Genomic DNA, 14,287 nt, shown 5'->3' with positions numbered 1-14,287 from the left:
ATGCTCAAAGTTCAGCAATATTATTTAAAACAACTTTACCTTTTGATCGGCCCGTATTTACATATTGAAGTGCTTCTTTAATTTGAGCAAAGTCATAGGTTTGGTCAACTACGGGTTTAATCTTTCCAGCTTCTACCAATTCTGTAATTTTTGAGAGCTGTGGACCACTCGGTTGCATAAATAAAAATGAATAGGTAACGCCACGTTTTTTTGCTTTATGTCGAATTGACCAGCTTAAAAGCGGGATAACACATTTTAGAAACCAGTTCGGATTAATTGCTTCTGCAAAAGCTTGGTCGGGTGGACCTGAAATACTAATAAGACGCCCACCACGTTTAAGTACATTGAGTGATTTCTCTAAGGTTTTCCCACCTTGCGTATCTAAAACTACGTCATAGTCTTTAAGCTCTTGCTCAAAGTCCGTTGTTTTATAATCAACAATGATGTCGGCACCCAACTCTCTAACCCAACGAGTGTTTTTGCCACTGGTTGTGGTTGCAACAATAGCACCTAATGACTTTGCAAGTTGAATTGCAATTGAACCCACACCGCCTGAACCTGCGTGAATCAGTACTTTTTGTCCAGCTTTCACTTTTGCAATTTCAACTAGTGCTTGCCATGAAGTTAAGGCAACTAAAGGTAGAGCTGCTGCCTGTTCCATCGAAATATTTTGCGGTTTAAGCGCCAGCGAAGACTGCTGAACGACCGTATATTCGGCAAAAGCGCCGTTCAGATCGGTCTTGGCATACACTTCGTCTCCAGCTTTAAACCCAGTAACGTTCGATCCAACTTCTACCACTGTGCCTGCAAAATCATTGCCTAAAATAAAAGGAAATGGTACTGGCAAAATTGCCTTAAATTCACCTTCTAAAATTCTTAAGTCGAGAGGGTTAATACTTGCTGCATGTACCTTAACAAGGACAGCATCTTCGGTTAGAGATGGTTTGGGTTGTTCATTGATCTGTACATCATCAATCTTGCCATAACGGCTTATGTAGGCTGCTTTCATTTTAAACCTCTATTTTTTGAAATTTGTTTTTAATGTTTTATAAGCTTAAGTTTGCTCTAAACTTTTAAGCTGCGCTGAATTAATTTGTCAAAGATCTTTGCTGGTGCAAATCGTCTTAACGCTTTTAAGTTTTTTGCAGTTTTACCTGCTGTGTAGCGAGATACGACATGTTGACTTTGAATCACATCTAAAATTGTATTGGCAACCACACTAGGGTCATCCGACTTATTAATTGAATTAATCATTTGTCGATGTAACTTTTTGCGTGCTTCATCATAAAAAGCAACTTTATTGTCGGCTTCAAGTAAATTCATTCCTAAAGAAGTCTTGGTGTAAGCGGGTTCAATAAGAGATACACGAATGCCCTGAGACCTTAATTCATGGTCTAAAGATTCAGAATAACCTTCAAGCGCATGTTTTGACGCAGAATAAAGTGCGCTAAAAGGCATAGGCACAAGTCCAAGAATTGAACTGACATTTAAGATCAGCCCTGAACGTTTTTCACGCATATGTGGAATTACTGAACGTGTCATTCGAACAGCGCCGAAGAAGTTGGTATCAAAAATAGCTTGTGCTTGTTGCATTGAGCTTTCTTCAGCACCAGCAGGCGATATTGCAAACCCAGCATTGTTAATTAAGACATCAATTCGGCCTTCATTTGCAATTACTTTTTCAATGGCTTGAGTGACCGAATCGTCTTGATTTACATCTAGCTCAATCAGATGAAATTTATAGTTTGATGAGTTTTTCGCTTGGCGGCTTGTGCCATAAACAATAAATCCTGCTTCCTGTAAAAGGTCTGCGGTCGCTAAACCAATACCCGAAGATGCGCCTGTAATGAGAACTACTTTGCTAGTCATATCATGTTCCTTACTTAAACTTTGTCGCCTGAACGAATGAATTCCGGCTTGATTTTTTCATCATAATCTAAAAATAAAATAGTTACTACTAAAAAGATAGTGACAATCTAATTTTACCTATGTATAGTTAGTATTAAATTGATACTTACTCTGTTTTTTATCTTTTCTCCCTTTGAAAGATCACTCATAAAAAACAGATAAATCAGATCAATGAATTAAATTTGAGGATCAGAGAAATGAAGTTTTTATTAAATACAGTTGCTATGAGTTTAACGGCGGTATCTATTTTTAGTGCTCCCTTAACTCAGGCAGAGGTTGTGCCATCGGTTTCTTTTAATGAAGCATCTATTCAGGCACATAAAGTGTCATCAAGTGCTGTTAGCAATCCGCAAGCAGGGCAAAACGCTCAGCAAGATACAAATTGGAAGAATGTACCCACTCAATTTATTAGTGCAGGTGACGTTAACTTCGCTTACCGAGAATACGGTCAACAAAACGGTGGAACACCTGTCATTTTCTTAAATCACTTGGCGGCTGTTCTAGATAATTGGGACCCACGAATTATTGATGGAATTGCGGCTAAACATCATGTGGTGGTGTTTGATAATCGTGGTGTTGGTGCTTCTACAGGTAAACCAGCCCAGTCGATTGAGCAGATGGCAGATGATGCGATTGCTTTCATTCAGGCAAAAGGATTTAAGCAAGTTGATTTATTTGGCTTCTCGATGGGCGGCATGATTTCACAAGAGATTGCGCTAAAACAGCCGAATTTGATTCGAAAAATGATTTTATCGGGAACTGGTCCTGCGGGCGGTACAGGAATTAGTACAGTCGGACGAATTTCTAATTGGGATCTAGTCCGTGGAATGGCTACTGGTCAAGACCCTAAAGTTTATCTTTTCTTCACGCGTACAGAAAATGGTAAAGCTGCGGCAAAACAGTTTATTCAACGTATTAATGAACGTACTGAAAACCGTGATAAAGAAATCACCATATCTGCCTATCGTGCCCAACTTAAAGCACTCAAAAAATGGGGAAATAAAGAGTCTGCTGACCTTTCTGTAATTCAACAACCTGTTCTTGTTGGCAATGGCGATCATGACCGAATGGTGCCAACAGTAAATACTTACGATTTGGCAAAACGTTTGCCGAATAGCTCACTCGTCATCTATCCAGATGCAGGTCATGGTGGAATTTTTCAGTTTCATGAAGATTTTGTAAAACAATCCCTCACGTTTTTAGCTAAATAAAAATTAGCTTAATCAGAAACTTAAATTTAGGATAAAGATAATGACTACTATTACTCACCAAACAGCAGAGACCCAATTCATTGAAGTAGATGGAGCAAATTTTGCCTACCGTCGATGGGGGAATGCAAATACAGAGCAACCACCGTTATTTTTTCTCCAGCATTTCCGCGGTGGATTAGACAATTGGGACCCAATCATTACCAATGGTTTGGCAGAAGGGCGTGAAGTCATTTTGTTTAATGGTCGAGGTATTGCTTCATCTACAGGCCAGCCCCGTACTCGCATTGAGGATATGGCAGACGACGCGGCAGCAGTCATTCGTGCTTTAGGCTTAAAACAAGTTGACCTGTTAGGCTTTTCACTCGGGGGATTTCAGGCACAAGACTTAGTACGCCGTCATCCTGAACTCGTCAGAAAGCTGATGCTTTTAGGTACAGGGCCAAGAGGTGGGAAACCACGAGGTGACGACCCAGAAGTGGCTGCATTGGTATTGAAACATGCCACAACTGCTGTGCCGTCTGAAGAAGACTTTCTCTTTTTATTTTTTGGCCGCTCTGAAGCTGCGATTCAAGCGGGTCGTGAATTTTGGCAACGTCGACATGAACGTAAAGATCAAGATCCGGCGAGTTCAGTTGAAGTCATGCAGGCACAGATAGAAGCTAATATGCATTTTTTACCTAAACTTGATGAACAAGATCCTTTTGCACATTTACGTGAGATTAAACAACCTACTTTCATTTTAAATGGTGTAGATGATGTGATGATTCCGACCATCAACTCATATCACATGGCACTTAACATTCCAAACGCGCAGCTATTTATTTATCCCGATGCAGGACATGGTGCCCAATTTCAGTACCCTGAACGCTTCGTAAAACATGCAATACAGTTTTTAGATGAATAATGCCCATGAGTTCGGTCCATTCAATTTGATGAATCAAGAAGATAAAAATGATGAAATTTAAATTATTGCTGTGGATGCTGACCAAGCTCATGCAGCGTGCTGTAAAAAAGAATCCGAAATGTGCGGCCTATGTGAATGACAAAAATGTCACCTTTCAGATTCAAACTGCAAATGGTGAAGGGCGCTATTTCGAAGTGAAAAACGGCAAGATTAACTCTTACTCAGGGCTAACCAAGTCACCCAGTTTTATTTTTACATTTAAAACGGGTAGCAAGGGGTTCGCCGTATTGTCTGCTAAAGATAGCGTGAATACGTTTTTAACGGCACTTAAAACACAAGACCTTGTGATTAGCGGAAATTTTGTGGATGTGATGTGGTTTCAAAGTTTAGTGGACTTTATTCAACCTCATTCAAAACCATCTTTAACTGTGTGAGATAAGACCATGACTCAACTGCAATTAAAAGCCAATCTTTTGAATCAGCCATTAACGTTGCCAAATGGCTTCAGCATTCCAAACCGACTAGCGAAGGCTTCAACCAGTGAAACCTTAGCTACCTATTCAAATAATCCAACCGAAAAACATGTTCGGTTATATCAGCGTTGGGCTGCATCAGGAATTGGGATGATCATCAGTGGCAACATTATGATTGACCGACGTGCCTTGGGTGAGGCTGGGAATGTTGTTGTTGAGGATGAGCGTGATTTTGCGATTTTACAAAAATGGGCAAAATCCGTGACCGATCAAGGTTCTCAATTGTGGGCACAGTTAAATCATCCGGGAAAACAATCAACGAAAGGATTAAATGTACGTAATATTTCTGCATCGGCAGTGCCGTTCGGGCCAGAAATGCAATCTTTATTTGCGACGCCTGAGGAAGCCACAGATGCAGAGATTATAGATATTATTCAGCGTTTTGGTCGTAGTGCTGCCATATGTCAAAAGGCTGGATTTAGTGGCGTCGAGATTCACGCTGCACATGGTTATCTCATTAACCAGTTCTTGTCGCCTTTGCATAATTTAAGAAACGATGAGTGGGGCGGTACGCCTGAAAAACGCCGTCGTTTTTTAATGGAAGTTTATACAGAAATCCGAAAACAAGTCGGTAAAGAGTTTCCAATTGCAATTAAGCTTAACTCGGCAGATTTTCAAAAAGGTGGTTTTACTGAGCAAGACTCTTTAGAAACCATTCAGGCTTTAGCAGATGCAGGTATCGACCTGATTGAAATATCAGGTGGGACTTATGAATCAGGAGTAGCCAAAGCACCACAAAAAGCTTCGACAATTGCACGTGAAGCTTTCTTTATTGATTTCGCAGAAAAAGTAAGAACACTCGTAAAAACACCACTGATGGTTACAGGTGGTTTTCGGACCGTAGAAGGTATGAATCAAGCTTTGCAGTCTCAAGCGTGTGATGTCATTGGGATTGCAAGAATTATGGCAATTGAACCTGATGTACCTAAATATTTGCTGGCGGGCAAAAATGGTCTTCGGTCGGTGCATCCCATCAAAACAGGCATTAAGAAGGTTGATAGTCTAGGCGTTATGGAAGTACTTTGGTACACCCAACAATTAAAACGCATAGGTCAAGGTAGAGAGCCAAAACCTTATGAAAGTGGTTTATGGGCATTTATTAAATCTGTTTTACGTAATGGTTGGGGAACTTATGCAACCCAACGTAGCCGAGCAAAATAGCTGATTTACTTTAAATAGGCACAATAAAAAGCACTCCAATTGAGTGCTTTTTATTTAAAATATTATTCGCTTTTTTGGCGAATAGGGCGAGTACCAATCTCGGCACCCGTTATTTGATCAATCACAATCGGTTTAATCTCAGTGCCTTGTTCTGCGTCAAGAAAAGTCACCATTTTTTCGGGCTGGCCATAAGGTTTATATTTTCGGCCCCATGCGCCAATCACAAATAAAGCAGGTAAAAAATCTTTACCGGCTTGAGTTAATAGGTACTCTTCACGCGGCGGATGTTCAGAGTATTGTCTTTTTTCGAGTAAGCCTTCCTCTACCAAAACAGACAAACGTTTAGTTAGCATGGTTGGTGCAATACCTAAGCTTTTACGAAACTGATCAAAACGTGTAAAACCCGCATGAGCATCACGTAAAATCAACATACTCCATGCATCACCTAGAACAGAAAGACTTCTAGCGATTGGGCAGACTTCAAGATTGCTATTTTTACTCATATCGAATTAATAAACTTAATAGTAACTACTAAAATAATACTAACATAAAGTGGTGAGTGAAACCAGTTTGAATGTTTAATATACGATAATACTTTTATTTCCCGAGTCAATTTTGAACGATATCTGCACTCGGCTGATTTTCTAATAATTTGGATAAATTATTTTCAAGCCAAGTCGTCAAATCAAAAAGTCGTTCGGAAGCCTCCCGTCCAAAGTCTGTTAATTGATAATCTACACGAGGCGGTATTTCTGCATAATCCTGACGCACGATAAAACCATCTTGCTCAAGCGTTTTTAAGGTTTGTGCCAACATCTTTTCACTAATGCCATCAATTAGTTTTTTTAACTCATTAAAGCGCAGACGTTGATCTCGAAGTGCCACTAAAATCAAGACACTCCAGCGGCTAGTGAGTGTTAACAAAATTTTCCGAGAGGGACAATCTGCTGAAAAAACGTATCCTTTCATCGCGCACCACCTTAATTACAAAACTTTACATTTGTTTCTAAACTTACTTTTAGGTAAGTACTTACTTTTAGTAAGTTAAGGTACTACGATGATTGAAAGATATCAACTACATCAGATGGAGATCATCATGCGTATTGCAGTTACTGGTGCATCAGGTCAACTCGGCCAATTGGTTATTTCTCAATTACTCGAACGTACTGAGGCAAAAAATATTGTGGCATTAGTTCGCAATCCAGAAAAAGCATCAGATTTAAGCTCAAAAGGGATCGAAGTTCGTGCTTTTGATTATGTTCAAGACGCAGATAAACTTTCGGTTCAATTGGCTGGTATTGATAAGCTTTTATTAATCTCATCAAATGAAATTGGTCAACGTACAGTACAACACCAAAATGTGATTAATGCGGCAAAACTTGCACAGGTAAAATTTATTGTTTACACGAGTTTATTAAACGCAGATACATCACCGCTTCTATTAGCACAAGAACATGTAGAGACTGAACAATATTTAAAAACATCGAATATTTCACATACATTATTACGTAATAACTGGTACAGCGAAAACTATGCGATGGGACTTGCCCAAGCAGTTGAGCATGGCAAAATTTTTGGGGCAACGCATCACGGTAAAATTGCTTCTGCTTCACGCTTAGATTATGCGACTGCTGCCGCTGTAGTATTAACTCAAGAAGGGCATGAAAATAAAGTTTATGAATTAGCAGGTGATACGAGCTATACCCTTGATGAAGTTGCAAAATGGACAAGTGAAATCAGCAAAAAAGAAATAATTTACCAAGACTTACCAGAAGAAGAATATAAAGCGCTTTTGGTACAATTGGGTATACCAGAAGGCTTTGCCAATATCTTGGCAGATTCAGATGAAGGCGTATCTAAAGGTGGCTTGCATAGTGAAAGTAAAGAGCTGCACCAGTTAATTGGTCGTGCCACTACAACTATGCAAGAGACGATTAAAGAATTTTTATCTTAAATCGACGCTATATACCTAAAAAATAAAAAGGCTTAAATCGTTCTGATTTAGGCCTTTGTATATTTTAATAAATACAACTTTCATAAAGTCGGGGTAGACCAAGTTATTGAGTCAGTAAATAACAACCAAATCAAATGCTTTAAAGCAAGATGCACACATTTGTTTGTGATAGTTTAGTTTTTATATCTCTTTCTTTCGAAATTGGATTGGCGTTATTCCAGTCCATTTCTTAAATGCCCGTGTGAAATTAGTCGGCTGTATATAGCCCAGATAAACAGCTACCTCTTGTATTTCCATATCACTATTAAGTAATAAGTTTTCAGCCTCTTTTTGTTGTACTTCTTCTAACAATTGCAGATATGAAGAACCGACTTGGTTTAAGTGACGTCTCAGTGTCCGACTAGACATATTTAAGCGATCGGCAATTTCATCAAAAGTGGGGTAGCCCACTTGGGGTTTTAAGTTTAACTCTGCTTTTACGGTCAGGCATATATCTTTAATTTGTTCGGAAAAGCGGAGTTGTTCAGCTTCACATTGTGCTAGAGCTTGTTTGAAAGCAATTGGATCTGCCATTTTAATAGGTAAGTCTAGAAGCTGTTTTTTATATCGAATTTGATTAGTCGTTTGATTAAAATGAATAGTAGGCAATAAATGTTGATAAGCTTTGTGGTAGCTAGGTTCTGACCAGTCCACCCATAACTCAATATCAGCTAAATCATGCTCTATCAAAAATTGACTAGCTTGAATCACGCCAATCATCAAACATTCATAAAAAAAACGTCTCAGCATTTCTATTTGTGCGGGTTGATTGCTGACAACAGGGTGACTTTCTTTAATTTCAATAATAAAAAAGTCATGATCGTCTAGCAGAGTCATCCCATAATCTTTTAATCGCATATTAAAAAATTGTGTTGAAACCTCAATAGCCTGTCGTAAATTGCGGCTGCTCATTAAGGCATATCCCATTGACCCATGGGCAGTTAAACGCAGTTTTATTCCATATTCATATCCCAAGCCTGAATCTTTTGACAGTATTAAGCTTTCCCATGCCTGTTTAGACCATTGCATAGGGGTAATTCGGGCATCTAATTGATCTAAAAGCGTTAAGGGGATTTTACTTTTTTTCAAAATCTCAAGGGCTGAAAACCCTTTGTCTACCATAATTTCTAATAATAAATGAGCATAAGAAATAGGAATGCTGGCCTTAGATAGTCCATAGGGATCTTTCATATTGTTTTTTGTTGTGGCCGAAAATGATTATCAGTATGTCTGATCTACATCTCACGCTCAAGTCAAAACTTCGGAATAATCAATTTATTCTATTTTGAGCAAGAATTATGAGCCTACCTATTCCACTAGCCTCAGCTCGCGTTGTGATTACAGGTGCTTCATCTGGTATTGGAGAAGAGTTAGCAAAACAGTTTGCTTTACGAGGTTATTCCTTAGTTTTAGTTGCTCGCCGTGTCGAAAAATTAGAAGTACTGGCTGAAAAACTAAAAGCTCAATATCAAATATCTGTAGATTTATATCCATGTGATTTGGGAGATAGACAAGCTAGAGCTAAGTTTCGTCAGTATTTAGAAAGTATTGAGGTTTCCATTCTTTGTAATAACGCAGGTTTTGCGACTTTTGGACGACTTCAAGAGTTAGATGCAGATCGAGAGCGCGAAGAGGTTGAAGTCAATAGTGTGGCAATTCACGACCTGACTTTAGCTGTGTTGCCACAAATGCTCAAACGAAAATCCGGAGCAATACTTATTGTCGGTTCTACTTCTGGTCATCAACCCACTCCGGCAAATGCCACATATGCGGCAACTAAAGCATTTGCAAACTCATTTGCAGAATCCTTACATAGCGAGCTAACAGGTACAGGCGTGACTTGTACTTTACTTGCTCCAGGGCCTACTAAAACAGGTTTTAATGAAGTTGCTGGTATTGGCAAAATTGATGGAGTTGGTGGAAATTTTGTTTGGGTGACGGCTGAAAGGGTGGCTAAAGAAGCGATTCAAGGTATGGATTGCAATCGTCGTATCGTGATTCCCGGTTTTATTGCACAGGCTCAAACTTTTGGGGGACGTTATACCCCGCGCATCATTTTGCTTCCCATTTTGAAACAAGTATTTTCGAGATTAAAATCATGAGACAACTCATCAATGATTTAAGTGTTCCAGTGGGCTTGGCCAATCTTGGAAATAAGCTGTATCACAATGCCCAGTACTTAACGGCTGTTGTTGAAATTGATGAAAAAATCATGGCTCGCTGGTTACCGTCTGGAATGAAATTGGCGGAACCTGCAAGAGCTGATTTGTTCTGTGCTTATTTCCCAGAAAATGTCTATACGGGTGCTTACCATGAAGCGGGTTTATTCGTTCATATTAAGGTAGGCAATAAAACAGGAATCTTTTGTCCTTGGATGATTTTAGACGATGATCGCGCCATGATTATTGGACGTGAGTTGCTAGGCTATCCTAAAAAGATGGGTGAGATCAGTTGGGAAAATGATGGCAAACGTATTGTTAGCAATGCCTCACGCCGTGGTACCACACTCATTGAAATGGATGCCAAGCTTGGTGAAGTCATTCTTGATGCACCTCCAATTTTAGGACTGCCACACCGTAATATCACAGGCGGTTTAGGGCTTGGGCTACCACGTGAGGTCCGATTTACCCCTAAAGAACATCCACTTGAAGTTCGTCGTGTAGAAATGAACTTACGTTTTAGGGGTACGGAAAATGATCCTTTACATAATATGGGGCTGGGCAAAGTCATTGAAGCAAGATTGCATCGAGTTGATTTGTCGGGTGGGTTAATTCCGCCAATTCAAATACCTCGTCTACGTACACCATTATTTTTATTACGCCAATTTAATCCTCGCGTTTTATAGCTGGAGAATAAAGATGAATGCATTCTTTAAGTCAAAACAAACACAAGATTGTTCTAAAATTTCGGCTTCAATTGATATTCCTGTAAGAACAATGGATTTTAACTTTCCAGATGAAATTCCTGAGTTCTGGTTTAATAACAATGCCTTACTCACAATGTTATTGACTGCATTATCGAGTGCATTTCCAGATGGTGAACGTCAATTTATTCATAGTGTACGTAATTATCAGGCAAAAATTGAAGATCCTGTTCTGCTTAAACAAGTCCGTGCTTTTATTGGTCAAGAAGCACATCACGGTAAAGAACACGACGCGCTCAATGCGGTCATGCTGAAAAAGGGCTATCCGGTAGACCGAATTTATAAGCGCTTTAAAAAGATGAATCGCTTAATGCAAGAGCAACTCTCTACAGCTCATCAGCTTGCATGCACCGTATGTATGGAACACCTCACAGCAATTCTAGCTGACTATTTTATTAGTACCGCGCCCCAAGATTTAGAATTATTTAATGCCCATGTAAGAAAAATTTGGGCATGGCACGCGATTGAGGAAACAGAACATAAAGCTGTGGCTTTTGATGTATATCAGTCTTTGGTCAATAGACCTTATTTCTTACGATGGGTCATGATAGAAACCACGCTTTCTTTTCTTGTTATTACCACCAGAGGAACAGCAGAACTATTACGAGCTTCTGGAAAAAAACGAGATTTAAAAGAACTTTATGAAGGTTTTCGTTATTTGTTTGGAGGACAAGGTCTAGTCAGACGTATTGGTAAAAATTATCGCGATTTTTTCTCCGCAGATTTTCATCCTTGGCAGCATGACAATCGGGACATGATGAACTTATTAAAAAAGCAATATTTCAATGAAGATCTGTTGAAGTAATCAAAAGTTGATGTTTATACAACACCTACAGAACAAACAATTTTAGGAATAATTACCATGGCACAGTCTACATTTACAAATTCTTCGCTACAGCAACCATTAAAATTGGCATGTGGCATAACCATACCCAACCGTATTGCAAAGTCGGCCATGAGTGAACAATTGGCAGATCGACATGGTTCACCCACCACAGACTTACAGCAACTTTATGCAGCATGGGCGAGGGGCGGAACTGGGTTGTTAGTTACGGGCAATGTGATGATTGACCATCGTGCCTTTGTTGAACCAAGAAATGTCGTTTTGCAAGATGAGCAATTTTTACAAGCAAATAAGTTATGGGCTCAGGCTGCTCAAGCCAATGGCAGCAAAATAATTATGCAAATTAACCATCCGGGTCGTGTTGCGGTTTTACCACTTTTGAAAAAGCCGATCGCACCATCCGCAGTTGGGCTTGATTTACCTGCCATGAATATTATTCGTGTTCCACGGGCGATGACTGAAGCCGATATTTTAGAGCAAATTAAGCGCTTTGCCACAACCGCTGAACTGGCTGTTAAAGCAGGGTTTGATGGCGTACAGGTTCATGCTGCACATGGTTATTTACTCTCGCAATTTTTGTCACCGCTCTCAAATGTTCGGACCGATCAATGGGGAGGAAGTCCTGAAAACCGACAACGTATGTTGATTGAAACTGTACGGGCGGTTCGCCAAGCGATTGGCAAGCATAAAATTTTAAGCGTAAAACTCAACTCTGCCGATTTTCAAAAGGGCGGCTTAAGTCAGGAAGAATCTTTAAAAATTGCATTAGCTTTAGAAGCAGAAGGGATCGACTTATTAGAGATTTCAGGCGGTAATTATGAATCTCCTGCCCAGTTAGGCTATGCGCCTGAGCGTTCTGCTCAGCGTGATGCATATTTTATTGACTATGCCACTGCACTTCGTAAGCAAAGCAAATTACCACTGATGTTAACAGGCGGACTACGTGATGTAGATTTTATGAATCACATTGTTGCCAATGGTACGGTTGATATGGTGGGGTTGGCTCGGCCTTTTGCAATACAGCCCGATTTAGCCAAACAACTACTAGCCGGAAAATCAGTATTAAAACCAGCAAAAATTCCAGCGATTGGATATAAACCAGTAGATGCTTATTTGCAACTCGGTTGGCATGCAGCGCAATTTCGCCGTATTAGCAGTGGGCAAAAACCGAAAGCAATTAAAGGATTAATCCATACATTGATTGCCTTTGGTCCACGTATGGGCTTTAACATTTTGACTCAGGATTAGTGGTAAACGCTTTTGATATAAGGAGTTGTTATCATGAATAGTTTAATCAGACAAAACCATGTCATTGTTCCGCGGCGCCCTGTATTTAATTTTGCTGAAACACCAAGGCATTGGATTTATGATGATCCAATCGTTTCACAAATATTAAATTCAATTAACCCGATTACACCTGCACCAGAACGTTGGTTTTGTCAGACTTTTAGAGATGCATTGCCTTATATTAAAGATGAAAAACTTAAAGAGGCAGCCATTGCTTTCATTAAACAAGAGGGTGCTCATAGTTATGGGCACACTCTAGGAACTCGGCATATAGAGGCTTTGGGTATTGATTTAAGTCGTTATACCAAGATGATGAATTGGATATTTAATGACATGATTGGTCCCAAACCATTAGGCTATGAATTGAAGCGTCCACGCTTAAAGTCGATGTGGTTGACGACCCGATTAGCAATGGTGGCTGCTGCCGAGCATCTGACTGGAGTGTTAGGAGATTGGGTTCTTAATGCAGAGGGGTTACAACAAGCACCTGTAGATGTAGAAATGTTGCGTCTATTGCAATGGCACGGGGCCGAAGAGGTTGAGCACCGTGAAGTAGCCGATGCGATGTTTAGATACTTCAGCAATAGCAATCTACTTCGAGTGGGGGCGGCAGTTTTTCACGTTCCCTCTATTTATTGTTTTGGCTTATGTTGCTGTCGAAAATCTAGTAGAACAAGACGCTCAATTACCGCATCGTTTTCGTTTTAAAGATTATTTCCGAGCAGCTCGACAAGACCGTGTGCCTAAAGCTGACAATATAATAGGTGCCTGTTTGCGTTACTTTAATCCCAATTATAGTCCTTTAAATGAAGGATCAACTGAGCAAGCATTGGCATTTTTAACAAGTATAAAAGAACTTAATTAAATAAATGCTTGTATGAAAAATTAATAGCTAAAAGTTATAAAATGAATGTGAAATATATTGTTAATTGTTAAAAGAAAACTAGGTAAAAGATATGTCTTTATTTGAAGAATGCAAAAATGCACTCAAAAATGATTTTCAAATTATTAGTGATATAGATGCAGAGGATGTTTATACGAAGTTGAATATGTATCCTATAAAACAAAACAGTATTTTATGGACAAATATGAATTTTAACGACTTTGATGATATGGAAGAGTTGTTAGAAAGCATGCAAACGATTCAGAATGAAAATGTCTATGTCGTTGCAGATGATCAGAATATTCCAGTCTTTACTTCTAAGCTGAAATCAATAATCGAAAATATATATGATGTTATGGCTCTATGTCCTAAAGTCTTTATTTTTAATGAAACTATCCTGTTAGAACCACTTTTTCCAACTTACACCGTTAGAGTGGCTTTTAATCCTAACTTAAATAAACCTCATATTTAAGGTTTCTCTTAAATATGTAATTAAATGAAAAACAATAATTAATTAAATATTTTCTAGCCAGTTTCACATTGACACCTTAAATATTGCAGATTACCATTTGCGGGCTGGCCTACATTGCCAGTCGGTTTTGACGGACCGTTATTTCAACCACATCAGGACTATTTCTTC

General features: G+C 39.2%; 15 protein-coding genes and 1 pseudogene. 11 read left to right on the top strand and 5 right to left on the bottom strand.

Features of this window, described 5'->3' with window-relative positions; all coding sequences use genetic code 11:
* Window positions 1-4: 4 nt before the first annotated feature.
* Entirely contained in the window at window positions 5-1,009 is a 1,005-nt protein-coding gene (locus BMW38_RS04275; RefSeq protein WP_092706012.1) for an NADP-dependent oxidoreductase, read from the bottom strand.
* A gap of 56 nt (window positions 1,010-1,065) precedes the next feature.
* On the bottom strand, window positions 1,066-1,869 hold the full coding sequence (locus BMW38_RS04270) for an oxidoreductase (protein ID WP_092706010.1): 804 nt from the start codon (window positions 1,867-1,869) through the stop codon (window positions 1,066-1,068).
* A gap of 236 nt (window positions 1,870-2,105) precedes the next feature.
* Here BMW38_RS04270 and BMW38_RS04265 point away from each other — a divergent pair, with 236 nt between their 5' ends.
* The 4 genes from BMW38_RS04265 to BMW38_RS04250 are packed head-to-tail and all read left to right on the top strand — an operon-like array spanning window position 2,106 to window position 5,717.
* Window positions 2,106-3,119, top strand: a complete 1,014-nt coding sequence (locus tag BMW38_RS04265; protein ID WP_092706008.1) for an alpha/beta fold hydrolase — start codon at window positions 2,106-2,108, stop codon at window positions 3,117-3,119.
* A 40-nt stretch (window positions 3,120-3,159) separates the two neighbouring features.
* On the top strand, window positions 3,160-4,023 hold the full coding sequence (locus tag BMW38_RS04260) for an alpha/beta fold hydrolase (RefSeq protein WP_092706006.1): 864 nt from the start codon (window positions 3,160-3,162) through the stop codon (window positions 4,021-4,023).
* A 47-nt stretch (window positions 4,024-4,070) separates the two neighbouring features.
* Window positions 4,071-4,457, top strand: a complete 387-nt coding sequence (locus BMW38_RS04255) for a helicase (RefSeq protein WP_092706004.1) — start codon at window positions 4,071-4,073, stop codon at window positions 4,455-4,457.
* Between the two features lie 9 nt (window positions 4,458-4,466).
* Entirely contained in the window at window positions 4,467-5,717 is a 1,251-nt protein-coding gene (locus BMW38_RS04250) for an NADH:flavin oxidoreductase/NADH oxidase family protein (RefSeq protein ID WP_092706002.1), read from the top strand.
* A 62-nt stretch (window positions 5,718-5,779) separates the two neighbouring features.
* Here the strand turns inward: BMW38_RS04250 and BMW38_RS04245 are convergent, their stop codons facing one another.
* Window positions 5,780-6,220, bottom strand: coding sequence for a winged helix-turn-helix transcriptional regulator (locus tag BMW38_RS04245; RefSeq protein ID WP_092705999.1), 441 nt, complete (start codon window positions 6,218-6,220; stop codon window positions 5,780-5,782).
* Between the two features lie 106 nt (window positions 6,221-6,326).
* Window positions 6,327-6,686: a winged helix-turn-helix transcriptional regulator gene (locus BMW38_RS04240; RefSeq protein ID WP_092705997.1), complete on the bottom strand. Its 360-nt coding sequence runs from the start codon at window positions 6,684-6,686 to the stop codon at window positions 6,327-6,329.
* A gap of 127 nt (window positions 6,687-6,813) precedes the next feature.
* On the opposite strand from BMW38_RS04240, the gene BMW38_RS04235 reads away from it, so the two are divergent.
* On the top strand, window positions 6,814-7,671 hold the full coding sequence (locus BMW38_RS04235) for an SDR family oxidoreductase (RefSeq protein WP_213031096.1): 858 nt from the start codon (window positions 6,814-6,816) through the stop codon (window positions 7,669-7,671).
* A 180-nt stretch (window positions 7,672-7,851) separates the two neighbouring features.
* Here the strand turns inward: BMW38_RS04235 and BMW38_RS04230 are convergent, their stop codons facing one another.
* Window positions 7,852-8,901 carry an AraC family transcriptional regulator gene (locus BMW38_RS04230; protein ID WP_092705993.1) on the bottom strand — a complete coding sequence of 350 codons (1,050 nt, stop codon included), beginning with the start codon at window positions 8,899-8,901 and terminating at the stop codon, window positions 7,852-7,854.
* Between the two features lie 107 nt (window positions 8,902-9,008).
* Between BMW38_RS04230 and BMW38_RS04225 the strand changes: the two genes are divergently transcribed.
* The 6 genes and pseudogenes from BMW38_RS04225 (at window position 9,009) to BMW38_RS04200 (ending at window position 14,119) form a co-directional block, all read left to right on the top strand.
* Window positions 9,009-9,812 carry an SDR family NAD(P)-dependent oxidoreductase gene (locus BMW38_RS04225; protein WP_092705991.1) on the top strand — a complete coding sequence of 268 codons (804 nt, stop codon included), beginning with the start codon at window positions 9,009-9,011 and terminating at the stop codon, window positions 9,810-9,812.
* Entirely contained in the window at window positions 9,809-10,555 is a 747-nt protein-coding gene (locus tag BMW38_RS04220) for an acetoacetate decarboxylase family protein (protein WP_092705989.1), read from the top strand. The genes BMW38_RS04225 and BMW38_RS04220 overlap by 4 nt, the downstream gene beginning before the upstream one ends.
* Before the next feature lie 13 nt (window positions 10,556-10,568).
* The gene (locus BMW38_RS04215) at window positions 10,569-11,438 is read left to right on the top strand and encodes a metal-dependent hydrolase (protein WP_092705987.1); all 870 of its coding nucleotides are present in this window, start codon (window positions 10,569-10,571) and stop codon (window positions 11,436-11,438) included.
* Window positions 11,439-11,495: 57 nt separating this feature from the next.
* Entirely contained in the window at window positions 11,496-12,725 is a 1,230-nt protein-coding gene (locus BMW38_RS04210; protein ID WP_092705985.1) for an NADH:flavin oxidoreductase/NADH oxidase family protein, read from the top strand.
* Between the two features lie 33 nt (window positions 12,726-12,758).
* Window positions 12,759-13,629: pseudogene (locus BMW38_RS04205) on the top strand (metal-dependent hydrolase).
* 91 nt (window positions 13,630-13,720) lie between these two features.
* On the top strand, window positions 13,721-14,119 hold the full coding sequence (locus BMW38_RS04200) for a CDI toxin immunity protein (protein ID WP_092705983.1): 399 nt from the start codon (window positions 13,721-13,723) through the stop codon (window positions 14,117-14,119).
* Window positions 14,120-14,287: the final 168 nt, after the last annotated feature.

This window comes from Acinetobacter sp. yr461 (genome assembly GCF_900110445.1).
In the GTDB taxonomy this organism is placed as follows: Bacteria; Pseudomonadota; Gammaproteobacteria; order Pseudomonadales; family Moraxellaceae; genus Acinetobacter; species Acinetobacter calcoaceticus.
This window is presented reverse-complemented; position numbering and strand designations above follow the sequence as displayed.